At 71.4% G+C, this 21,350-nt stretch carries 21 protein-coding genes and 1 pseudogene; 11 read left to right on the top strand and 11 right to left on the bottom strand.

The features are described 5' to 3' along the window. Nucleotides 1-202: 202 nt before the first annotated feature. Entirely contained in the window at nucleotides 203-757 is a 555-nt protein-coding gene (locus tag ABEA10_RS26410) for an ArsR/SmtB family transcription factor (RefSeq protein ID WP_345468584.1), read from the top strand. Further along, on the top strand, nucleotides 754-2,049 hold the full coding sequence (locus tag ABEA10_RS26405; RefSeq protein ID WP_345468582.1) for an MFS transporter: 1,296 nt from the start codon (nucleotides 754-756) through the stop codon (nucleotides 2,047-2,049). The genes ABEA10_RS26410 and ABEA10_RS26405 overlap by 4 nt, the downstream gene beginning before the upstream one ends. A 46-nt stretch (nucleotides 2,050-2,095) precedes the next feature. Here the strand turns inward: ABEA10_RS26405 and ABEA10_RS26400 are convergent, their stop codons facing one another. Next, nucleotides 2,096-2,503, bottom strand: coding sequence for a MarR family winged helix-turn-helix transcriptional regulator (locus ABEA10_RS26400; protein WP_345468581.1), 408 nt, complete (start codon nucleotides 2,501-2,503; stop codon nucleotides 2,096-2,098). An 85-nt stretch (nucleotides 2,504-2,588) separates the two neighbouring features. On the opposite strand from ABEA10_RS26400, the gene ABEA10_RS26395 reads away from it, so the two are divergent. Then, complete coding sequence (locus ABEA10_RS26395) at nucleotides 2,589-4,088, top strand: MFS transporter (protein ID WP_345468580.1); 1,500 nt, start codon at nucleotides 2,589-2,591, stop codon at nucleotides 4,086-4,088. 74 nt (nucleotides 4,089-4,162) lie between these two features. Here ABEA10_RS26395 and ABEA10_RS26390 read toward each other — a convergent pair whose 3' ends face one another. After that, a complete protein-coding gene (locus ABEA10_RS26390; protein WP_345468579.1) occupies nucleotides 4,163-5,038 on the bottom strand; it encodes a LysR family transcriptional regulator in 876 nt (291 codons plus the stop codon). Between the two features lie 79 nt (nucleotides 5,039-5,117). On the opposite strand from ABEA10_RS26390, the gene ABEA10_RS26385 reads away from it, so the two are divergent. Then, nucleotides 5,118-6,119, top strand: coding sequence for an aldo/keto reductase (locus ABEA10_RS26385; protein WP_345468577.1), 1,002 nt, complete (start codon nucleotides 5,118-5,120; stop codon nucleotides 6,117-6,119). Nucleotides 6,120-6,134: 15 nt separating this feature from the next. On the opposite strand, the gene ABEA10_RS26380 is transcribed toward ABEA10_RS26385, so the two are convergent. Further along, entirely contained in the window at nucleotides 6,135-6,641 is a 507-nt protein-coding gene (locus tag ABEA10_RS26380; protein ID WP_345468575.1) for a MarR family winged helix-turn-helix transcriptional regulator, read from the bottom strand. A 70-nt stretch (nucleotides 6,642-6,711) separates the two neighbouring features. On the opposite strand from ABEA10_RS26380, the gene ABEA10_RS26375 reads away from it, so the two are divergent. The 5 genes from ABEA10_RS26375 to glmS all read left to right on the top strand — a co-directional run bounded on the left by ABEA10_RS26375 (nucleotide 6,712) and on the right by glmS (nucleotide 11,593). After that, a complete protein-coding gene (locus ABEA10_RS26375; RefSeq protein ID WP_345468574.1) occupies nucleotides 6,712-7,956 on the top strand; it encodes an MFS transporter in 1,245 nt (414 codons plus the stop codon). Between the two features lie 37 nt (nucleotides 7,957-7,993). Further along, nucleotides 7,994-8,575, top strand: coding sequence for a TetR/AcrR family transcriptional regulator (locus tag ABEA10_RS26370; RefSeq protein ID WP_345468572.1), 582 nt, complete (start codon nucleotides 7,994-7,996; stop codon nucleotides 8,573-8,575). A gap of 89 nt (nucleotides 8,576-8,664) precedes the next feature. After that, on the top strand, nucleotides 8,665-9,417 hold the full coding sequence (locus ABEA10_RS26365) for an SDR family NAD(P)-dependent oxidoreductase (protein WP_345468571.1): 753 nt from the start codon (nucleotides 8,665-8,667) through the stop codon (nucleotides 9,415-9,417). 91 nt (nucleotides 9,418-9,508) lie between these two features. After that, entirely contained in the window at nucleotides 9,509-9,778 is a 270-nt protein-coding gene (locus ABEA10_RS26360; protein ID WP_345468570.1) for a hypothetical protein, read from the top strand. A gap of 12 nt (nucleotides 9,779-9,790) precedes the next feature. Beyond that, complete coding sequence (glmS, locus tag ABEA10_RS26355; protein ID WP_345468569.1) at nucleotides 9,791-11,593, top strand: glutamine--fructose-6-phosphate transaminase (isomerizing); 1,803 nt, start codon at nucleotides 9,791-9,793, stop codon at nucleotides 11,591-11,593. Nucleotides 11,594-11,657: 64 nt separating this feature from the next. Here the strand turns inward: glmS and ABEA10_RS26350 are convergent, their stop codons facing one another. Further along, nucleotides 11,658-12,536 (bottom strand): aldo/keto reductase, encoded by an 879-nt coding sequence (locus tag ABEA10_RS26350; protein ID WP_345468568.1) that lies wholly within the window; start codon nucleotides 12,534-12,536, stop codon nucleotides 11,658-11,660. Between the two features lie 385 nt (nucleotides 12,537-12,921). Beyond that, a pseudogene (gene rho, locus ABEA10_RS26345) lies at nucleotides 12,922-14,143 on the bottom strand (transcription termination factor Rho); the annotation flags it as partial. A gap of 328 nt (nucleotides 14,144-14,471) precedes the next feature. Between rho and ABEA10_RS26340 the strand changes: the two are divergent. Beyond that, the gene (locus ABEA10_RS26340) at nucleotides 14,472-15,770 is read left to right on the top strand and encodes a sensor histidine kinase (RefSeq protein WP_345468567.1); all 1,299 of its coding nucleotides are present in this window, start codon (nucleotides 14,472-14,474) and stop codon (nucleotides 15,768-15,770) included. Then, entirely contained in the window at nucleotides 15,767-16,414 is a 648-nt protein-coding gene (locus tag ABEA10_RS26335; protein ID WP_345468566.1) for a response regulator transcription factor, read from the top strand. Before ABEA10_RS26340 ends, ABEA10_RS26335 begins: the two co-directional genes overlap by 4 nt. A gap of 155 nt (nucleotides 16,415-16,569) precedes the next feature. Here ABEA10_RS26335 and ABEA10_RS26330 read toward each other — a convergent pair whose 3' ends face one another. The 6 genes from ABEA10_RS26330 to ABEA10_RS26310 all read right to left on the bottom strand — a co-directional run bounded on the left by ABEA10_RS26330 (nucleotide 16,570) and on the right by ABEA10_RS26310 (nucleotide 21,135). Then, complete coding sequence (locus ABEA10_RS26330; protein WP_345468565.1) at nucleotides 16,570-17,241, bottom strand: TetR/AcrR family transcriptional regulator; 672 nt, start codon at nucleotides 17,239-17,241, stop codon at nucleotides 16,570-16,572. A 115-nt stretch (nucleotides 17,242-17,356) separates the two neighbouring features. Beyond that, nucleotides 17,357-18,187, bottom strand: a complete 831-nt coding sequence (locus tag ABEA10_RS26325; protein ID WP_345468564.1) for an oxidoreductase — start codon at nucleotides 18,185-18,187, stop codon at nucleotides 17,357-17,359. 57 nt (nucleotides 18,188-18,244) lie between these two features. Then, on the bottom strand, nucleotides 18,245-18,694 hold the full coding sequence (locus ABEA10_RS26320) for an SDR family NAD(P)-dependent oxidoreductase (RefSeq protein ID WP_345468563.1): 450 nt from the start codon (nucleotides 18,692-18,694) through the stop codon (nucleotides 18,245-18,247). A 56-nt stretch (nucleotides 18,695-18,750) separates the two neighbouring features. Further along, nucleotides 18,751-19,818 carry an aldo/keto reductase gene (locus ABEA10_RS26315; RefSeq protein ID WP_345468562.1) on the bottom strand — a complete coding sequence of 356 codons (1,068 nt, stop codon included), beginning with the start codon at nucleotides 19,816-19,818 and terminating at the stop codon, nucleotides 18,751-18,753. 78 nt (nucleotides 19,819-19,896) lie between these two features. After that, nucleotides 19,897-20,358 carry a hypothetical protein gene (locus ABEA10_RS51290; RefSeq protein WP_425550967.1) on the bottom strand — a complete coding sequence of 154 codons (462 nt, stop codon included), beginning with the start codon at nucleotides 20,356-20,358 and terminating at the stop codon, nucleotides 19,897-19,899. A 129-nt stretch (nucleotides 20,359-20,487) separates the two neighbouring features. After that, on the bottom strand, nucleotides 20,488-21,135 hold the full coding sequence (locus ABEA10_RS26310) for a lysophospholipid acyltransferase family protein (RefSeq protein ID WP_345468561.1): 648 nt from the start codon (nucleotides 21,133-21,135) through the stop codon (nucleotides 20,488-20,490). Nucleotides 21,136-21,350: the final 215 nt, after the last annotated feature.

Below are 21,350 nucleotides of genomic sequence, written 5' to 3'. Positions count from 1 at the left end.
TCCCCGGAGACGACTTGACCACGATCTTTACGATCGGGCGTTTCCGGGCTGGGTCCCGGTTGTTACCGCTGTGCTACAAGCCGCTCACCACCCCCCTGACCTGGTCATGCGGAGCGTGTGGCGACACGGCCCGGGGTCCCGATGCCCCGGCCCGCACGAAACCTACTTGCGCAATGGTCAAGAGTCGTTGACCATTGACCGCATGCCTACGGACGATCTTCCCGAGACGTTCCACGTCACCACTGACGAGCAGCTACGCGCCGTCTCGAATCTCACGCGTCACCGGATCATGGCCGTGCTCCGCTTCGAACCGGCGACGATCACGCAGATCGCCGAGCGGGTGGGCCTGGCGAAGGGGAGTTCCAGCTATCACGTGCGGCTGCTGGAGCGGGCCGGCCTGGTGAAGGTGGTACGGACGCGGAAGGTGCGCGGGGTCACCGAGCGGTACTACGCGATGGCCGCGCGGGCGATCGTGCTGCCGGATCCGGGGGCGGGGCAGCCGGACGTGCTGATGCGGCACGTGGTGGCGGATCTGGAGGCGGCACCGGTGGATGGTGAGCGGTATGTGCGGTTGGCGCATCTGCGGCTCACCGAGGAGCGGTTCGCGGAACTGGGGGCGCGGCTGCAGGCGCTGGCGGAGGAGTACCGGGCGCTGTCGGATCCGTCGCTGCCGGACGTGTCGCTCGCCTTCGCGCTATTCCGGCCGGCGTCGCGCGAGCGGGCCGCGCCGACCGAGGGCGAGGGTGATGCCGAATGACCTGGGAGGCAAAGAGGTTGCCGGCCGGGTTCGGACGGCTGTGGACCGCGCAGACGGTGTCCTCTCTCGGTGACGGGGTGACTCATGGCGCGCTGCCGCTGCTGGCGTTGACGTTGACGCGGGATCCGATGGCGCTCGCCGTCGTCACGGCCGCCGGAACGCTGCCCTGGCTGCTGTTCGGGGTGCTCGGCGGTGCGTTGGTGGACCGCTGGGACCGTCGGCGCACGATGTGGGTCATGGACGCGGCGCGTGCGGTGCTGCTGGCGATTCCGGCGGTGGCGGCCGCGTTCGGCGTACTCAGCATTGCGCTGCTCGCGGCCGTCACCTTCCTGCTCGGCCTCGGCGGGCTCTTCTTCGACACGGCCGCCACGGCCTATCTGCCGGATCTGCTCGGCCGCGACCCCGCGCTCCTGGAGCGCGCCAACTCCCGCCTGCGCGGCACCCAGACCGCCTCGTCCGGCTTCGCGGGGCCGCCTGCGGGCAGTGCGCTGCTGGCGCTCGGGCGGGCGGTTCCACTCCTCGCCGACGCGGTGTCGTTCGCGCTCTCCGCACTGCTCGTACGGTCGCTGCCCGCCCCGCCCCGGCCCGTACCGCAGGCCCGTGAGTCGCTGCTGCGGCAGGCGCGAGCCGGGGCCGGGTACGTCTTCGGGGACCGGTTGCTGCTCGGGCTCGCGTTGCGTCCGGCGGTCGGGAACATCGCCTTCCTCGCCGTGGAGACGGTACTGGCCCTCTTCACGCATGACCGCCTGGGCATCGACGCCTTCGGATTCGGCCTGCTCCTCACCGCGGAGGCCACCGGCGGGCTGCTCGGTGCGGGCGTCGCCTCCCTCCTCGGCCGACGGCTCGGCACCGGCACCGCGTTGACCTGCACGGCCGCGGTCGAGGGACTGGCCATCCTGGGGCTTGCCACCGCATCGCATCCCTACGTGGCCGGCCTCGCCCTCGCGGTCTGCGGGGCGGGCATGGGCGCCACGATGGTGCTCGCGCCCTCTCTCCGGCAGGCGATCGTGCCGGCCCACCTGATGGGCCGGGTCGCCTCCACCTCCCGCATGCTCGCCATGTGCGCCGCCCCGTTCGGCGCCCTGCTCGGCGGCTGGCTGGCCACCACCTACGGCGTGCGCACCCCGCTCTACGCCGCCGCCGGCCTCCTGCTCTCCATGACCGCCGTCACGGCGACCAAGACCGGTAACCGCCGGGTCGAGGCCGCGCTGCGCGGCGCTGTTTCAACCGCCGTTCCACGGCCCCGGGAATCCGCCGACCCCGTCCGGGAGGGGGCACCCGAACCGCTGTGACGACTCGACCGGGCCGTGGCCTTTACATTGTAAGTTTCAGGCTTGCTCAGGCGTTGGCCCGTACGGGCACCGGCTCGGGCACGAGGTGCTCGGCGAGGACGGCGCGCTGGGTCCGGCGGGCCTGTGCGTGGCGTTCGCGGCCGGCCTCGGTGAGCGTCACGGAGATGGCGCGGCGGTCGTCGGCGCACATGGTGCGCTCGACGAGCCCGGCCCGCTCCAGCCGGGCGACCGTACGGGACAGCGCGCTCTGGCTGAGGTACATGTCGCCCGCCAGGTCGTGCATGCGGCGCTGCTCGCACGTCGCGTCGACGAGCCGGTCGAGCGCCTCGAACTCGCTCATGCCGATGCCGTGCGCGTCCTGCAGTGCGCGGTCCAGCGCGCACGACACCGTGCTGTAGCAGGCGAGCAGGTCGCGCCAGCGCCGGACGATCGCCTCTTCACCGGCATCGCTCATGGGCGGAACATACCACCTTGACGGGTTCGATGCAAGCACATTTAATGCGTGGACATTGAATGCATGTGCATGTAACTTCGGTCCGGTGACCACGACCGTGACACCTGAATCCCTTCTGTCCGATAACGACCTGCCCCGGCGGCAGCGCTGGCCCGCGCGTCTGTGGGGCGTGCTCGCCGTGCTCTCCCTCGTGCTGTTCCTCGACGGCCTCGACGTGTCGATGGTCGGCGTCGCACTGCCCTCGATCGGCACCGAGCTGCACCTGACCACGTCGAGCCTGCAGTGGATCGTCAGCGGATACGTCCTGGGCTACGGCGGCCTGCTCCTGCTGGGCGGGCGCACCGCCGACCTCCTCGGCCGGCGGCGGGTCTTCCTGATCGCCCTGGCGGTGTTCGCCGTCGCGTCCCTGCTCGGCGGGCTCGTCGACTCGGGCCCGCTGCTGATCGCCACGCGCTTCGTCAAGGGCGTCAGCGCGGCGTTCACCGCCCCGACCGGCCTGTCGATCATCACCACGACGTTCGCCGAGGGGCGTATGCGCAACAAGGCGCTGTCGATCTACACGGTCTTCGGCGCCAGCGGGTACTCCTCCGGACTGATCTTCGGCGGCCTGATGACCGGCATCGGCTGGCGGTGGACGTTCCTCATGCCGGTGCCGATCGCGATCGTCGCGCTCACCGCCGGACTCGCGCTGATCCCCCGCGACACGCCCGCCTCCTCCGGCGGTCACGACATCCTCGGCGCGCTGACCTCCACGGGCGCGATGCTCGTGCTCGTCTACGACCTGGTGTCGGCCCCGGCCCGGGGCTGGACCTCACCGGTGACGCTCGCCCTGTTCGCCGCGGTGATCGTGCTGCTCATCGCGTTCGTGTACGTCGAGCGCCGGGTGCGGCACCCGCTGGTCCGGCTCGGCATCCTGCGCAAGGGCACGCTCGTGCGGGCCAACCTCGCCATCGTCGCGCTGTTCGGCTCCTACACCTCGTTCCAGTTCATCATCACGCTCTACCTGCAGGACGTGCTCGGCTGGGCGCCGCTGAAGATGGCGCTCGCGCTGCTGCCGGCCGGACTGCTCGTCGCGCTCAGCGCACCGTTCGCCGGCACGATGATCGACCGGTTCGGCACGGCGCGCTTCATCGTCGGCGGGCTGGCGGCGATGTCCGCCGGGTACGTGCTGTTCCTGCCCATCGGCACGCACCCGGTGTACGTCACGGCGATCCTGCCGACCGCGGTCCTGCTCGGCGTCGGCTTCGCGCTCGGGTTCCCCTCGATCAACGTCCAGGCGACCGCGGGGATCCACGACGACGAACAAGGCCTGGCGGCCGGGCTCGTGCAGACGGCCGCCCAGGTCGGCGCGGCCCTGGTACTGGCCGTCACCACCGCCCTCATCTCCGGCGACGGTCCCCCGGCCCGTACGGCCGCCGGTGTCCTCGCCGAGTACCGGCCCGGCCTGGTCTTCGTGACCTTCGTGGCCGTCGCCGGCCTGGCCATGGCCCTCGTCCCGTTCGCCGTACGCCGCCGTGCCCGGCACGTCGGCGCGCACCGCGCCGAGATCGTGCCGGCCGAGGTCGAAGAGGCCGAGGCCGCCTGATCCGGCGGCCCACCCGGTTCAGGCGGGGCGGGGAGACCGAACCCCCGCCTCGCCGCCACCGCGCAGGGCGCGATCTATCCCGGCCGCGTGAGGTGCCGCTGCCAGGCTCGTACGGCCGGGGTCGGGGCGCGGTCCCGGAGGCGGATCAGGCCGATCGGCGGGTGTCGCGGCGGGGCCTTGAGGCGGCGCACGGCGACGGGCGGCCCGTCGGCGGTCGCCGCGGATTCGGCCAGCAGGGCGACGCCCATGCCGGCGGCGACGAGTGCGCGGATGCCGGCCGGGTCCGGGGCCTCGAACGGGACGCGGGGCGTGAAGCCCTCGTCGGCGGCGGCGCGCGTGAGGATGGAGCGGAGCCCGCTGCCGGCGGGCAGGCAGACGAACGGCCGGTCACGGTGCGCGGCCAGCGTCGTCGTGCCGGTGCCCGCCGCGCCGTCGGGCGGGGTGATGAGCACGAGACTCTCGCCGACCAGCCGCTGTGCCCGGTACCGCTCGGGCAGGTCGTCGTGGATGGGGCCGAGGACCACGTCGATGTCGCCGTCGGCGAGCCCGTCCAGGAGGTCGGCGACCAGCCCGGTCCGCGTGGTGATGGCGAGTTCGGGATAGCGGCGGTGGAAACCGGCCAGTTCCGCGGGCAGGTCGAGCGAGCCGAGCACCGGGGTGGCGCCGATGCTGAGCCGTCCGCGCAGCACGCCGGCGAGCTGGTCGAGGTCGGCGCGCGCGCCCTGCACCTCGGCGAGAACCGCGCGGGCACGGACGAGCAGAAGCTCACCGGCGTGCGTCAGGGTGACGCGGCGGGTGGTGCGCTCGAACAGCGTGGTGCCGAGCTCGCGCTCGAGGTTGCGGATCTGCGCGGAAACGGCGGGCTGGGCGATGCGCAGCTGTTCGGCCGCCCGGCTGAACCCGCCGAGGCGGGCGACGGCCTCGAAGTACGTCAGTTGCCGCAGCTCCATGGATTCATAGTAATCCGCGATAAATGCAAGATCATATCAATCTTGGACTTATCGGTTCGCGGGCCGCAGGGTGGGACCCATGGAGCAACGACACCTCGGAACGCTGACGACCTCGGCGCTCGGCCTGGGCTGCATGGGCCTGTCCCAGGGCTACGGCCCGGCCGACGACGAGCGATCCGTCCGGGTCATCCGGACGGCGCTGGATCTCGGCGTGCGGATGCTGGACACGGCGATGAGCTATGGCCAGGGCCACAACGAGCGCCTCATCGCCCGCGCGATCGCCGGCCGGCGTGACGAGACCCTGCTGGCCACCAAGTTCGGCATCGTCCGCGGCCCGGACGGCGTACGGGTCGACGCCCGGCCCGAGCGCGTGCGCGCCGACTGCGAGGCGTCGCTGGCGCGGCTGGGCACGGACGTCATCGACCTGTACTACCTGCACCGCGCCGACCCCCGGGTGCCGATCGGCGAGACCATCGCCGCGATGGCCGAGCTCGTTCAGGCGGGCAAGGTCCGTCACCTCGGCCTGTCCGAGGTGACGGCCGACCAGCTCGAGCAGGCCGCCGCGGTGCATCCGATCGCCGCGGTGCAGCTCGAATGGTCACTGCTCTGGCGCCGGCCCGAGGCCGACGTCATCCCGGCCGCCCGCCGGCACGGCATCGGCGTGGTGCCCTACAGCCCGCTCGGCCGCGGGCTGCTCACGGATTCCCTCACCGAGGCCGACATCCGGCTCAGCGACTTCCGCAGCGCCGATCCCCGCTTCCAGGGCGGCAACCTGGCGGCCAACCGGCGGCAGGTCGCCGCCCTGCGCCGGTTCGCCGAGCAGCGCGAGATCTCCGCGGGGCAACTCGCGCTGGCGTGGCTGCTCGCCCAGGGCCCCGACGTCGTCCCGATCCCCGGCACCCGATCGCCGGACCGGCTCGCCGACAACGCCCGCTCCGCCGAGATCCACCTCGGCCCGGCGGACCTGCGAGAACTCGACGAACTGCTGCGGGCCGACGGCTGGGCCGGGGATCGAAGGTCGTTCGCCGTTCCGGTCACCGCCCGTCACGCACCGGCCCGTGCGACGGGATCCGGGAAGTGAGTGCCGAGCGGTGCGTCAGTGGGGCGAGGTGGGGGCGTTCCGAGTGGCCTCCACCTTCACGAGCATGCGCCTGAGCAGCCCGTCCAGCGTCTCCTGCGCGGCGGGATCCAGCGCGGCGATCATGTCGGTCTCCACCGTCGCGCGCACCTTCATCGCGGCCAGCCACTTCGCGTGGCCGGCCTCGGTGAGCTCCACCTCCACCCGGCGCCGGTCGCCGGTGCCGCGTATTCGCCGTACCAGCCCGGCCTGCTCCAGCGTGTCCAGCCGCCCGGTCGTCCCGGCCGGGGACAGCAACAGCTCCTGCGCGAGCCCCGAGGGCGTCATCGAGCCCCCGTGAGAGACCAGCCGGTGCAGCGTCTCGAACTCGAACTCCTGCAGCCCGATTTCGGCCAGCGCCCGGTCCTTGGCCTGGTGAACGTGCTTCACCAGGAACTGCATCCGGGTGACGACCGCCTCGGTGCGCTCGTCGTAGGGCGCCTTGCCGCGCCAGCGGGCCAGGTGCTGATCGACGGAGTCCTCCATACGCCCAGTATGCTACGCCGGCGAATAGTTCGTTGACGAAACATACGCCAGCGAACTAATGTCCTGGGCCATGCGTCGACTGATCTTCGGCCGGACCAACGCCGCCCTGGCCACCGCGCTCATCCCCACGACCCTCACGCTCGCCGTGGTACGGGCGACCGGCTCGGCCGCCGCGCTCGGCGTCGTGCTGGCGTGTGAGCTGGTCCCGATGCTGGTGCTGTTGCCGGTCGCCGGGGTGGTCGCCGACCGGTTCCCGGCCCAGCGGGTGGTGTTCGGCGCCGACCTGCTGCGCGGTGCCGCGCAGGCGGCGATCGGCGTGGAACTGCTGCGCGGCCCGGCCCGGATCCCGGAGCTGGCCGCTCTCTCGGCCGTCACCGGCGCCGGGGTGGCGTTCGGCACCCCGGCGGTGCGGCGGCTGGTCGCGGGCGTCATCGACGGCGCGGACCGGCTCCGGGCGAACGCCCGGCTCGGCGTCGCCGAGGGACTGGCCCAGATGGCCGCCCCGGCCGCCGCCGGCGGGCTGGTGCTGGCCGCCGGGCCCGGCTGGTCGTCGCTGCTCACCGCCGGGCTCTTCGCGGTCTCGGCAGGGACGCTCGGCGGGCTCGCTCCGCGCCACGCCGCGCCGTACGCCGGGCGGGAGCGGTTCACGGCGGAACTGCGCGAGGGCTGGCGGGAGACCCGGCGGCACGGGTGGTTCCTGACCACCCTGGCCGGGCACGGCGTCTGGCACCTGGCGGCGGGCTTCCTGCTGACGCTCGCACCGGTCATCGCGGTCCGGCACCTGGGCGGGGACACCGCCTGGGTGGTCATCGCCCAGGCGGGCACCGCGGGCATGCTGATCGGGGTGTTCGGCGCGGGACGGCTGCGGATCCGCCGCCCGCTGGTGGCCGTGGCGTTCGGCGGCGCGGCGTACGGGCTGCCGCTGGCCGCGCTCGGGATCGCCGCGCTCGCCCCGTCCCGTGCGCTGCTGGCCGTCGTCGCACCGGCCTATTTCGTGGCGATGTTCGGCCTCGGCGTGCTCAGCCCGCTGTGGGAGACGACCCTGCAGCACCGGATCCCGCAGGACGCGCTGGGCCGGGTGGGCTCCTTCGACGCGCTGATCTCCTTTGCCAGCCGGCCGCTCGGGATGACGGTGGCGGCCCCGGTCGCCGCGGTGACCGGGACGGCCGCGCCGCTGCTGAGCCTGGCGGTCCTGGTCGCCGGCGCGAACCTGGCGATGCTGCTGCTCGCCGACGTCCGCGGCTACCGGGGCTCCGCGCCCGGCGCGCGAGAGCAGGCGGTGGTCGCCGGCGCTGCGGCCGTCGATGACGCTTAATTGACCGATCGGTCTCGATAAGGCTACGGTTTCGGCCGTGGCACGCACCAAGGAGTTCGACCCGGACGCGGCGCTGCAGAAGGCCATGGAGCTGTTCTGGGAGCGCGGTTACGAGGCGACCTCGATGGCCGACCTCGTGACGCACCTCGGCATCGCCCGCGCGAGCATCTACGCGACGTTCGGCGGCAAGCACGAGCTCTACCTCAAGGCGTACGAACGGTACGTCCAGACCCGCGACCCGAACGTGGTCGAGCTGCTGTCGCAGCCGGGCCCGGCGCTGCCGGCCGTACGAGCGCTGGTGAACGCCTACGCCGAGGAGTCCCTCACCGACGAGCGCCGGCGCGGCTGCCTGGTGGTCAACAGCGCGGTCGAGCTGGCCGGCCGCGACGCGAGGACGGCGCGGCGGGTGGCCGCGAGCTGGGACACCGTGGAGACCGCGCTGACCTCGGCACTGATCCGCGCACGCGCCCAGGGCGAGCTCGGCGAGGACAAGGACCCGCACGCCCTGGCGCGGTTCCTGCTCGTGCTGCTCCAGGGCCTCCGGGTCCTCGGCCGTACGGCGCCGGACCCCGCCCGGATCCGCGACGCGGCGGCCCAGGCGCTCTCCCTTCTGGACTGACCCGACACGAGGGCCGAGGCACCGTCTCCGCATGCCCGGATAACAGAACGATCGATCTAATAATGCTTCGACACAGCAGGAGGACCACCATGACCGCACGCTTCACCGGACAGGTCGCGCTCGTGACGGGCGGCGGCTCCGGCATCGGCCGGGCCACCGCACTGGCGTTCGCCCGCGAGGGCGCGACCGTGGTCGTGGCCGGCCGTGGCGCCGGGCCGCTGGAGGAGACCGTGAAGCTCATCGAGGACGAGGGCGGCACCGCGAGCGCCGTCACCGCCGACGTCTCGCGCGCGGGCGACGTGGCCCGGCTCGTGGCCACCACGGTCGAGCGCCACGGCGGCCTGCACGTCGCGTTCAACAACGCCGCCGTCCTGGTGGGCGGCCCGGTCACCGGGATCACCGAGGACGACTGGGCGGCCATGGTCGGCACCAACCTGACGGGCGTGTGGCTGGCGCTGCGGCACGAGATCGCGCACATGCGCGCGCACGGCGGCGGCGCGATCGTGAACGCCGCGTCGATCGGCGTCACCGCCGTGCCGGGGCTCGGCGCGTACGGTGCGACCAAGGCCGGAGTCGTCGCGCTGTCCAGGGCCGCGGCCCGCGAGGCCGTCGCCGACGGCGTACGGATCAACGTGGTCAGCCCCGGCCCGGTCGCCACCGCGATGTCGATGCGGCCCGGTGAGAGCGAGGCGGACCGCACGGCGCGCGTCGCGGCCCGCGTCCCGGCGGGGCGGATCGGCGCGGCCGAGGAGGTGGCCGCCGCCGTCCTGTGGCTGGCCTCGCCCGAGGCCGCGTTCGTCGTCGGACACGAGCTCACCGTCGACGGCGGCGCGACCGCCTGACTCCGCCCGCGAGGACCTAAGACCTGTTTCCTGCCCGATATCGGGCAGGATTCTTGGCGTTTCTCCACCGCATCGGGTTAGATCCTGGCACATGCCCGGCCGCGCCTACGACGACCTTCTCGTCCACCTCACCCGTACGACCTCGCTGAGCGCGGGCGAGGCCGCGCGGGTGGTGGCCGACGTTCTGGCCTACTTCGCCGAGCCGGCCGAGGACTTCGTCCGCCGGCGGCACGCCGAGCTGAAGGCGGGCGGGCTGACCAACGACCAGATCTTCGAACGCCTCGCGGCGGAACTGCCGCAGCGCCGGGTGGCTCCGCCGGAGCTGTCGCTGCGCCAGCTCCGGCGGATCGTCTACGGCTGAGAGGAAGGCCTCATGTGCGGAATCGTCGCCTACACCGGGCCCGGGGACGCCGTCCCCATCCTGACCGAGGGGCTGGCGCGCCTGGAGTACCGCGGATACGACTCGGCCGGGCTGGCGGTCGTCGGCCGCTCGGGCGACCTGCGGGTGCGCAAGGCCGAGGGCCGCGTCGCCGCCCTGGCGGCGAGCCTGCCCGCCCGGTTCAAGGGCGGTACGGGCATCGGCCACACCCGGTGGGCGACGCACGGTGAGCCCAGTGACGACAACGCCCACCCGCACGTCGCCGGCAGCGTGGCCGTCGTGCACAACGGCATCATCGAGAACGCCGACGAGCTGCGCGCCAAGCTGGAGGCCGACGGCGTCGTCCTGACCTCCGACACCGACACCGAGGTCCTGCCGCACCTGATCGCACGCTCGGACGCCGCCGAGCTGGAGGACGCCGTACGCGAGGCGCTGTCGCAGATCGTCGGCACGTACGGCATCGCCGTCGTGGACACACGCCACCCCGGCGTGCTCGTCGTCGCCCGCAACGGCAGCCCGGTCGTTCTCGGCATCGGCGAGAAGGAGATGTACGCGGCCTCCGACGTCGCCGCGCTGGTCCGCTACACGCGCCAGGTGGTGCACCTGGACGACGGCGAGCTCGCCACGATCCGGCCCGACGGGTTCCGTACGTCCACGCTCGACGCCCGCACCACCCGCAAGGAGCCGTCGGTCATCGAGACCGAGGACGCCGCGTACGACGCCGAGGGCTACACGCACTTCATGCGCAAGGAGATCCACGAGCAGCCCGCCGCGGTCGAGCGCGCGCTGCGCGGGCGGCTCGACGGGCGCTTCCACACCGCGCACCTGGGCGGGCTCGACCTGGACCCGCGCGAGGCGCGGGCGATCCGCCGGGTGAAGATCCTCGGCTGCGGCTCGGCGTACTACGCCGGTCAGGTGGGCGCGCAGCTCATCGAGGAGCTGGCCCGCATCCCGGCCGACGCCGAGCCCGCCTCGGAGTTCCGCTACCGCAACCCGGTCGTCGAGGCGGACACGCTCTACATCGCGGTGAGCCAGTCCGGCGAGACCTACGACACGCTCGCGGCCGTCCAGGAGCTGCGGCGCAAGGGCGGCCGGGTGCTCGGGGTGGTCAACGCGGTCGGCAGCGCGATCGCCCGCGAGTGCGACGGCGGGGTCTATCTGCACGCCGGGCCGGAGATCGCGGTGGCCTCCACCAAGGCCTACACCTCGACCGCCGTGGTGTTCGCGCTGCTCGCGCTGCACCTCGGCCGCATCCACGACCTGTCCCCCGCCGACGGGCGGCGGATCGCCGAGGGCCTGCGGGCGCTGCCGGGCCAGATCGAGGAGATCCTGCGCCAGGAGGACCGGATCGCCGCGCTCGCCGCTGATCTGGCGAAGTACCGCAGCATGCTGTTCGTCGGCCGGGTGCGCGGCTGGCCGGTCGCGCGGGAGGGGGCGCAGAAGCTCAAGGAGGTCTCCTACATCCACGCGGAGGCGTATCCGGCGAGCGAGCTCAAGCACGGCCCTCTGGCCCTCATCAGTCCCGACCTGCCGGCCGTCGCGATCGTGCCGGACGACGAGTTGCTGGACAAGAACCGCTCGACGCTCGGGGAGATCCGCGCCCGGCACGGCCGGGTCATCACGATCGGCCACACCGAGGCGGGCGAGGACGCCGTCGTCGTACCCAAGAACGAACCGGAGCTCGACGCGATCCTGCTGCCGATCCCCCTGCAGCTGCTCGCCTACCACGCCGCGGTGGCACTCGGCCACGACGTCGACAAGCCCCGGAACCTCGCCAAGAGCGTCACCGTCGATTAGGGCCCGCCTCAGAGTCGCCGCGCAGGAAGACGGCGGGGCCCTGGACGGCTCGCGCCGGCCGGCGTCAGCCGGCCGACGCGTCGAGGCGCGCCATCGCATCCGGTCCGAGTTCGACGTCGGCGGCCGCCAGGTTCTCCGTGAGGTGGTCGGCGCTGGCGGTGCCCGGGATCAGCAGTGTCCGCGCATAGTGCGCCAGGAGCCAGGCCAGGCCGACCTGCGAGGGGGTGGCGCCGAGTTCGCGGGCGACGGCGAGGACCGTGGCGTCCTCGGTCACCTTGCGCTGCCCGGAAAACGCCGAGCCCAGCGGGAAGTAGGGGATCCACGCGACACCGTGCTCGCGGCAGGCTTCGAGCACCGGCTCTGTTCCGCGGTTCAGCAGGTTGTACACGTTCTGTACGGCTTCGATCCCGACCGGCAGCGCCTGCCGCAGCTGGCCGGCGTCGACGTTGCTGAGCGCGATCGAGCGGATCTTGCCTGCCTCGCGCAGCGCGGAGAGTTCGGCGAGCTGGTCGTCGAGGTCGACCTTCTGCTCGCCCTCGGCGATGATCCCCGGCGCGAAGTCGAGCCGGCGCAGGTAGACCACGTCGAGGCGTTCGACGCCGAGTGAGGCGAGGTTCGCCTCGACCTGCCGGCGCAGCTCCTCGGGGCGCTGCGCCGGGACCAGCCCGCCGTCGGCGGTGTTGTCGGCGCCGAGCTTCGTCGCCACGACCAGGTTCTCCGGATAGGGCGCCAGCGCCTCGCGGATGAGCGCGTTGCAGGATCCGGCGCCGTAGAACCAGGCGGTGTCGATGTGGTTCACGCCGGAGCCGGCGGCCTGCCGCAGCAGTGCCACGGCGGTCTCCGGCGCCACGTGGCCACCGTGGGTGAGCTGCATCGCGCCGTAGCCGACCCGGGCGACGTCGCGTCCGGCGAGAGGGACGGTGGGGGTGCTGGCCGGTGTCACAGGTGCTCCCGTCATGGCAGGGCGGACCGAAGAAGTGGAGGGGACTCCGATTCGGTCCAGGCTAGCAGATTCGGAGGCTCCTCCGGATAGCCCCGGGAGCTCGCCGGGCGGCGCCCGCGACACGTCGCCCGAAACGCCCGGCGAGCGCGCGCCACTCATAAATACATCTATGTCTGTATGATGCTGATCACGGGTCGGCCGCCGCCACCTGGCCGGGGCCGCTCCCCCGCGACGCCCGACGGGTGCCGCGACGTTGTGCGGTCCGCGCGATGGAACGCCCAGGACCCGGGCCGATCGCTCACACGCCCCCGCTGGAGATTCGTACTGCTCGTTCATGCCGACCGGACCGGGCGACGCGTGGCTGTGATCGCGCGTCGCGCAGGGGTCAGCGGGCGGACTCGCGCAGGATCTGGGTGAGGAACTCGGCGTTGGAAGAGATGTCGCGGAGTTTGCCGAGAAGGAGTTCGAGGGCCTCCTGAGGCCCGAGCGCGGCCAGGATCTGCCGCAGGCGGTTCACCGTCTCCAGCTCCGCCGGCGACATCAGCAGGTCGTCGCGGCGCGTACTGGAGGCGGCGAGGTCCACGGCCGGGAAGATCCGCCGGTCGGCGAGGTCACGGCGGAGCCGTAGCTCCATGTTGCCGGTGCCCTTGAACTCCTCGAAGAAGACCTCGTCCATGCGCGAGCCGGTCTCCACGAGCACCGACGCCAGGATGGTCAGCGAGCCGCCGTCCTCGATGTTGCGGGCCGCGCCGAGGAACCGGCGCGGCGGGTGGATCGCGGTGGTGGCGACGCCGCCGGCGAGAATGCGGCTGTTCGAGGGCGCCGCGAGGTTGTACGCCCGGCCGAGACGGGTGATCGAGTCGAGGATGACGACCACGTCACGGCCGAGTTCGACGAGCCGCTTGGCCCGCTCGATCGCCAGTTCGGCCACGACGACGTGGTCGCTCGCCGGCCGGTCGAAGGTGGAGTGCACCACCTCGGCGTCCACCGACCGCCGCATGTCGGTGACCTCCTCGGGCCGTTCGTCGACCAGGACGACCATCAGGTGGCAGGCGGAGTCGGCGGCACGCACGGCCTTCGCGAGGGCCTTGAGCACCATGGTCTTGCCCGCTTTCGGCGGTGCGACGATGAGCCCGCGCTGGCCTTTCCCGATCGGGGCGATCAGGTCGGTGACGCGCCCGATCAGGTCGTCCCGGCCCGTTTCCAGGTGCAGGCGTTCCTGCGGGTACAGCGGCGTCAGGTCGGCGAATTCAGGCCTCTTGCCGGTGTTTTCGGGATTGTTCGCGGGGAGGCCGTTGACGGTGTCCAGGCGGACGAGGCCGCGGAACTTCTCCCGCCGGTTACCGGGCCGGGGAGAGCGCGCCGCGCCTTCGACGTGGTCGCCGGGACGCAATCCGTACCGCGCGACCTGGGCGGCGGACAGGTAGGTGTCGCCGGGGCCCGGCAGGTAGCCGGCGGCCCGGACGAAGGCGTTCTTGTCCCTCACGTCGAGGATGCCCGACACCGGGACGGGCGGGTTCTCCTCGGGAGGCTTGGCGTCCGCCGTGCCGGACGCGGCGGCGGGCTCGGCGACGGGTTCGGCGACGGGTTCGGTCAGGGTGGTCATCAGGGGATCCTTTCCACGGGATGATCGGAGAAAGGGCACGCGGAAACAACACGCGGCCCGGGAGCACGGTGCACGCCACGTGCACCGGGAAATCCACGAGAGAGAACATCGATCTCGCGGAGGAGGTTCGGTCGCCCGGAACAGGAAGAGGGCGAGAAGGACGCAGCCGAATCGGCTGGGAAGGCGCCTATCCGAAACGAGCCGGAATCCTCGGCGACATCGTCAGCGTATACCACCCCGTCGTTATTCCGCCACACCGGCGCGCGGAGGGTCCGGCCTCGCTCGTACGGGGGAGGTGGCGGACGGCGCGCTCTGCCAGGATCGACGGCATGAGATCCGTGGTCCGCCCGCTCGTGAGCGTCACCACCTACCGGCGCTGGACCTTCCTCCTCGGCGGTACGGCGCTCCTCGTGCCGTACCTGCTGATCTACGCCGGACTCGTCCAGATCATGCGACACGTGAGCGACCAGCCGGCGCGCGGCTTCATCGACACGATGGTCATGCTCGCCGCCTTCATCGTCATCTCCGGCTCCGTCGCCTTCATCCCGGCCGTACGGGTCCTGTGCCGGACCGCCGCCGAGACGCTGCTGGGCGTGTCACTGCCCGAGGAGACGCCGGAGGGCCTGCGGTCCTGGCGCTCGCGCCGCCGCACCGCCGTCTGGTGGCTGCTGCACATCGGGGTCGGCGGCACGACGGGGTTCGCCGTGGTGGCCGGTCTGCCGATGATGCTGTTCCTGCTGGAGACGCCGTTCCTCGACCACGAGGCCACGCGCCGGTTCCTCGGCCACACGTGGGTGTTCGCCCCGTCCTGGTCGGTGCCGGCCGCGCTGCTGACGCTGCCCGCGATCGGCTACCTCGGCGCCGGGGTCGGCGCCCTGTTCGCACGGCTCGCTCCGCTGCTGCTCGGCCCGTCCGCCGCCGACCGGCTGGCCCACCTGGAGCGGCGTGCCGAGTCACTGATGGAACGCAACCGGCTGGCGCGGGAGCTGCACGACTCGGTCGGCCACGCGCTCACCGTCACGACGCTGCAGGCGGCCGCGGCGGCACGCGTGCTCGACAGCGATCCGGAGTTCGCCCGGCGCGCCCTCAGCGCGATCGAGGAGACCGGGCGCACCGCCCTGGAGGACCTCGACCACGTCCTCGGGCTGCTGCGCGAGGACGCGAGCGCCAAGACGCCCCAGCGGACCCTCGCGGACCTTCCCGCGCTGTTCGCGCAGACCCGGTCGGCGGGCGTCGAGGTGGACGCGGATCTCGCCCGCATCGAGGAGCTCCCTCCGGTGGTGTCCCGTGAGGCCTACCGGATCGTGCAGGAGGGCCTCACCAACGCCCTACGGCACGCCGGCAAGGTGCCGGTGACGGTGCGCCTGGCGGTCCGCGACTCACGGCTCGTGCTGGAGATGACCAACCCGATCCACGCGACCGTCCCGCCGCGTACGGGCGGCGGGCACGGCCTGCGGGGCATCCGGGAACGGGTCACGATCCTCGGCGGCCGGATGAACGCCGGCGCGGACGACGGGCGCTGGCGGGTCACCGTCACGCTCCCGGTCGTGCCGTGGTCCGGTGAGACGGTGGAAGATCGGCAGGCGGCCGGTGACGGCGCCGAGACGGAGAGTGCGAGGGGCCGGTGACGGACGTTCTGATCGTGGACGATGAGGTGCTGATCCGCACCGGCCTGCGGGCCGTCATCGACGCGGAGCCCGGGTTCACCGTCGTGGGCGAGGCCGCCGACGGCGCGGAGGTCCTGCCGCTGGTCCGCTCCCTGCGGCCCGACGTGGTGATGATGGACGTCCGGATGCCCAGGGTCGACGGCATCCAGGCGACGCGGACCATCCTGTCCACCGTGCCGGAGCCGCCCCGCATCCTGGTCATCACCACGTTCGAGAACGACGACTACGTGTACGAGGCGCTGCGGGCGGGCGCGAGCGGCTTCCTGCTCAAACGCGCCCGGACCGAGGAGATCATCCAGGCGCTGCGCACCGTGGCGCTGAGCGACTCGCTGCTGTTCCCCGCCGCGATCCGCGGGCTGGCCGCCCGGCACGCGAGCGGGCGCGACGCCGACCGGGTGCGCGCGGCGCGCCTCACCGACCGCGAGGGCGAGGTCCTTACGCTCATGGCCCGCGGGCTGTCCAACGCCGAGATCGCGGGCGAGCTGGTGGTGAGCGTGGAGACGGTCAAGACGCACGTCGGCAACGTGCTGGCCAAGCTCCAGGCCCGCGACCGTACGCAGGCGGTGATCGCGGCCTACGAGTCCGGCTTCGTCAGCCCTTCTTGATCGTGGAGGCGTACACGTCGACGTACTCCTGGCCGGGCAGTGCGCCTGGATCGCCGCGAAGGCGCTGCGCCGTACGCACTCGGCCCGGACGAGGGAGTCCGCCAGACCGGCGATTGGATCCGGCCACACACTCTGAGCGCTTCTTCGTTCGTCACCTATCCGGTGTGGGACCGTGAAACGCTCAGGAGACCCGTGACCGTGACGAGGAGGGCGCGACTCAGCCGGTCCGTGAAATCGACTCGGGAATGGGCCAGCGCGGGATCCTTGCAGGCCTCCACTACAGATGGTGATGGGTTGGCGAAAGGCCAGAGTCCAGCCGTCAACACGATCGAAAGGGCCACTAGTTCCTGTGCGGCGGACGCCGTCAATGCCGGGATGCGTTCCCGCACCAGTTCCGCCAGCCTGAGTTGCCGCTCTTGATGGACGAGTTTGAAACTGCGGACGGCTTCCGCCGAGATGTTGCGTTCGAGTTCGATCCCGAGTGAACTCCACAGCTCACAGAGCAGAGAACGGCGGCCCACCGACCGGGCCCATGCGTCCACCACGGACGCAGGGGACGCCGGGCCTGCCGGTGACGCGGGCGGCAGTTCGGCAGGGAGCTCGTCCAGCCACTCGCCGAAGGCCCGGTTGAGCAACTCGAAGAAGATCGCTTCTCGCGTCTCGAAGTAACGGACGACATTCGTCTTCGACAACCCGACCCTTCGGCTGAGTTCACGCAGGCTGATGTCGCTCACGGACATCTCGGCCAGGAGTTCCGCCGCCGCGTCGAGAATGGCACTTTCGCGGGCTTTGCGCTGCGTCGCATTGCGGGCGCGCTGAAAGTCCATCTGATGACCGCTAGTCATGACCGCTACCTCGACGAGTTCCCGTGACGCGCCCTACGGTGGCGCGCTCCGGCCACCCTACGCCTCGCGCTGGTGGCAGGATGAGGAGGTCTTCGAGTCACACCTCGTAACCGACCGACTCGCTCACCTCACGCCATTCGGCGTCCGATGCCGCGAGACCGTCCGCCGCGGCCTTGGCCACGGCGACCGCATCGCTGCCGAGCAGCAGCCGTACGGGCGGGTCCGGCACCTCGGTGATGTCCAGGATGACCTGGGCTATCTTTGCGGGGTCGCCCGGTTGATCGCCGTTCGCCTGGGCGAAACGCTCCACCACAGGCTCGATGACCGGCTTGTACGAGTCACTGATGGGCGGCGTACCCATCGACGAACCAGCCCAGTTCGTCCGCATGCCGCCCGGCTCGGCGACGGTGACCTTGATTCCGAAGGGCGCCACCTCTTTGGCGAGCACCTCCGAGAAGCCGCCCACCGCCCACTTGGCCGACTGGTAGGCGCCCAGGCCAGGGCCGCCGACGCGTCCTCCGACGGAGGAGATCTGGATGATGTGGCCGGAGCCCTGCTCGCGCAGTACCGGAAGAGCGGCCCGGGTCACGTTGACCACTCCGTAGAAGTTCGTGTCGATCTGGGAGCGGAAAACGTCTTCGGTCATGTCCTCGATCGAGGCCACATCCGCGTAACCGGCGTTGTTCACCACGACATCCAGCCCTCCGAACGTCTCGACCGCCTCGCGTACGGCCTCACGCGCCGCAGCGGGATCGGTGACGTCCAGCGCGATGACACGGATCTGGTCCCCGTACGCTGCGGCGAGGTCGTCGAGCGTATGGGTGCGCCGAGCGGTGGCCACAAGTCGGTCACCCGCCTTCAGCACGGCTTCCGCGAGTCGGCGTCCCAGTCCCCGGGACGTTCCCGTGATCAGCCAGGTCTTACTCATGGTGGTACCTTTCTTCGTCTTGCTCGAGGGATCGCGCAAGGGGGTTATAGGCCCGAGTCAGGCGAGGAATCCGCCGTCGACGGCAAGGTGCGCTCCGGCGACGTAGGAGGCTTCGTCGGAGCGCAGAAAGCACACGGCCTTCGCAATTTCGTGGCCGGTGCCGACACGACGAGCAGGAATACGTTCCGCGATTTTCTGCACCTCCTGGGAATTGGCCTGCTGCCGGGGAACCGCGATGACGCCGGGCTGAAGTTCGTTTATCCGGACGGTCTCCGCGACGCTGTTCTTGACGGCCTCCGCGTCGCTCACATCGGCCGTGAGGGCCAAGGCCTCCCCGCCCGCTGCGGAGATCTCGGCAGCGACTTGCTTGAGCGGCGCTTCCTGGCGGCCCACTATGGCGACCTTCGCGCCGCGCGCGGCAAGCAGCCGGGCGATGTCGGCGCCGATCCCTGTTCCCGCTCCCGTCACATAAGCGGTCTTGCCTGCGAATTGCTTGTTGTCGGGCATGGATCTTCGTCACTTTCTCCCGGGCTCGGCCCTGGGATCTGGCGCTACTGCTCCGATCAGCGCCGTGGGGCGTTGATGGTTCCGTAACGCGAGCCCCTGACGTGGGCGGTGTCGAAGAGCCGCGCCAGGTACGCCAGGTCATCGGCGCTGAGCAGCACCGAGGTGGCCCGGAAGTTCTCTTGGATGTACGCCATGCGCTTGGCACCGGGAATCGGCACGATGTCGTACGGCTGAGCCAGCAGCCAGGCGAGGGCCACCTGACCCGGCGTGCACTGCCTGGCCTCACCGAACTTCCCGAGCGCGTCGACCAGGCGCATGTTGTTCTCGAAGTTCTCGCCCTGGAACCTCGGCAGTGTGGAGCGGATGTCCTCGATGTCGAACGTGGCGCCGCGGCGGAACCTGCCGGCCAGCACGCCTCGCCCCAACGGACTGTACGGCACGAACGTGATGCCCAGCCGGCGGCATTCCGGCAGGATCTCGTCCTCGACCCCGCGCTCCCACAACGAGTATTCGCTCTGCAGAGCGGTGATCGGGTGGGTCGCGGCGGCCCGTCGAAGAATCTCCGGGTCGACTTCACTCAGCCCGAGCGCCCGGACCTTCCCTTCCGCGACGAGTTCGGCCATGGCTCCGACGGTCTCCTCGACGGGGACGGTCGGGTCCAGGCGGTGGTAGTAGTACAGGTCGATCCGGTCCGTGTTCAGGCGCCGCAGGCTGGCCTCACAAGCGGCCTTCACATATTCGGGGCGCCCGTCGAAGACGCTCCTGCCCTCCGGAGTGGGACGCGCGGAGAACTTGGTCGCCACGACGACCTTCTCCCGCCGGCCCTTCAGCGCACGTCCGAGCAGGCCCTCGTTGTGGCCGAATCCCTGCACGGGGCGACCCGGTGCCGCGTTGCTCGCACCGTAGTAGTCCGACGTGTCGAGAAGGTCCACGCCCAGGTCGATCGCGCTCTGGATGGTGGCGACCGATACCTCGGGGTCCGCCGTGCCGTAGTACTGCGACATTCCCATGAGCCCCAAGCCGATCGGACGCACCATCAGGTCGGAGTGCCCGAGCCGTACCCGCGCCGGCTCCCGGCTGATCGTCTTCTCGTCCGAGTTCGCAGGCGCTGTGCCTTCGTTCATCTCAGCCAACATCCTTCGCAGCTATAAGAGGCCACTGGAACCTTACGACTCCCACAATAAAGGACCACTGGCCTCTTATCAACCGCCATCGCCGTGTGAGGGTGTCGCGGAGCTTGCCGATGAGCAGTTCAAGGGGCCGTTCGTCGACCAGGACGACATCAGTTGGCATCCGGAGTCGGCGGCGCGCACGGCCTTCGCGAGGGCCTGGAGCCCCATCGTCCTGCCCACCTTCGGCGGTGCGGCGATGAGGCCGCGCCGGCCTTTTCCGATCGGGGCGGTCAGGTCGGTGACGCGCCTGGTCAGCTCGTCCCGGCCCGTCTCCGGGCGCAGGCGTTCCTGCGGGGACAGCGACGTCAGGTCGGCGAATTCCGGCCTTTTGCCGGTGTTGCTCGGATTGTTCGCGGGGCGGCCGTTGACGGTGCCCAGGCGGACGAGCCTGCGGAACTTCTCCCGCCGGTTTCCTGGCCGGGGAGAGCGCGCCGCGCGTTCGACGTGGTCGCCGGGGCGCAGCCCGCACCGCGCGACCTGGGCGGCGGACAGTTAGGTGTCACCCGAGCCCGGCAGGTAGCCGGCGGCCCGGACGAAGGCGTGCCCGATCTGGGGAGATCATCGAGGCGCCATAGCGCGACCGCGCGCAGGCGCTGATCGCGGCGTACGAGTCCGGCTTCGTCAGCCCTTCTTGATCGTGGAGGCGTACACGTCGACGTACTCCTGGCCGGACAGTGCCTGGATCGCCGCGATGATCTCGTCGGTCGCCTTGCGCAGGTCGGCGTCCTTGCCGTACCGCAGCGGCTCGCCGAGCTTGATCACCGGCTGCATGATCTTGCGCGGCATGCGGTAGCCGGTGGGCTGGATCTCGTCGGTGCCGATAAGCGCGCACGGGTACACCGGTGCGCCGGACTCCACCGCCAGGCGTGCGACACCGGTCTTGCCGCGGTACAGGCGGCCGTCCGGCGAACGCGTGCCCTCGGGGTAGATGCCGAACAGCCGGCCCTCCTGCAGGACGCGCAGCGCGGTGCTGAGCGCGTCGGCGGACGCGCTGCCCCCGCTGCGGTCCACCGGGATCGTGCCGACGCCGCGGAAGAAGGCGGCCATGAGCCGGCCCTTGATCCCCCTGCGGACGAAGTAGTCGTCCTTGCCGATGAAGACCAGTTGCCCGGGCGCCATGAGCGGCAGGAACAGCGAGTCGCAGAACGACAGGTGGTTCGAGGCGATGATGGCCGGCCCCCGCTTGGGCATCGTGCCGACGACCTTGGGCCGGAACAACAGACGCAGCCAGGGGCCGAGCAGAATGTGCTTGAGGAACCAGAAGAACACGGTCAGCCTTCCACCGAGGGGTGCCCGATAGTCTGACGCCTCACCTCCCGGTGCGTCGGTGCGGGGGCGTTACAAGAAACAACCGACGGTTCTTGTACCACACCCTCACTTGACGCGCATACTCCTACCGACGAGCGTAGTGACGATCGCGCCGGCGAGTGCGAGACTCGCGGAAACCGCGAGCCCGGCGTGCGCCCCCGTGGGCCGGTCCGGAC

The sequence above is a fragment of the Actinoallomurus oryzae genome (assembly GCF_039541955.1).
Taxonomy (GTDB): domain Bacteria; phylum Actinomycetota; class Actinomycetes; order Streptosporangiales; family Streptosporangiaceae; genus Actinoallomurus; species Actinoallomurus oryzae.
This window is presented reverse-complemented; position numbering and strand designations above follow the sequence as displayed.

Coding starts and splice junctions, on each gene's coding strand:
- ABEA10_RS26410 (WP_345468584.1), top strand. CDS start 203: ATGCCTACGGACGATCTTCCCGAGACGTTCCACGTCACCACTGACGAG.
- ABEA10_RS26405 (WP_345468582.1), top strand. CDS start 754: ATGACCTGGGAGGCAAAGAGGTTGCCGGCCGGGTTCGGACGGCTGTGG.
- ABEA10_RS26400 (WP_345468581.1), bottom strand. CDS start 2,503: ATGAGCGATGCCGGTGAAGAGGCGATCGTCCGGCGCTGGCGCGACCTG.
- ABEA10_RS26390 (WP_345468579.1), bottom strand. CDS start 5,038: ATGGAGCTGCGGCAACTGACGTACTTCGAGGCCGTCGCCCGCCTCGGC.
- ABEA10_RS26385 (WP_345468577.1), top strand. CDS start 5,118: ATGGAGCAACGACACCTCGGAACGCTGACGACCTCGGCGCTCGGCCTG.
- ABEA10_RS26380 (WP_345468575.1), bottom strand. CDS start 6,641: ATGGAGGACTCCGTCGATCAGCACCTGGCCCGCTGGCGCGGCAAGGCG.
- ABEA10_RS26375 (WP_345468574.1), top strand. CDS start 6,712: ATGCGTCGACTGATCTTCGGCCGGACCAACGCCGCCCTGGCCACCGCG.
- ABEA10_RS26365 (WP_345468571.1), top strand. CDS start 8,665: ATGACCGCACGCTTCACCGGACAGGTCGCGCTCGTGACGGGCGGCGGC.
- ABEA10_RS26360 (WP_345468570.1), top strand. CDS start 9,509: ATGCCCGGCCGCGCCTACGACGACCTTCTCGTCCACCTCACCCGTACG.
- glmS (WP_345468569.1), top strand. CDS start 9,791: ATGTGCGGAATCGTCGCCTACACCGGGCCCGGGGACGCCGTCCCCATC.
- ABEA10_RS26340 (WP_345468567.1), top strand. CDS start 14,472: ATGAGATCCGTGGTCCGCCCGCTCGTGAGCGTCACCACCTACCGGCGC.
- ABEA10_RS26330 (WP_345468565.1), bottom strand. CDS start 17,241: ATGGACTTTCAGCGCGCCCGCAATGCGACGCAGCGCAAAGCCCGCGAA.
- ABEA10_RS26325 (WP_345468564.1), bottom strand. CDS start 18,187: ATGAGTAAGACCTGGCTGATCACGGGAACGTCCCGGGGACTGGGACGC.
- ABEA10_RS26320 (WP_345468563.1), bottom strand. CDS start 18,694: ATGCCCGACAACAAGCAATTCGCAGGCAAGACCGCTTATGTGACGGGA.
- ABEA10_RS26315 (WP_345468562.1), bottom strand. CDS start 19,818: ATGAACGAAGGCACAGCGCCTGCGAACTCGGACGAGAAGACGATCAGC.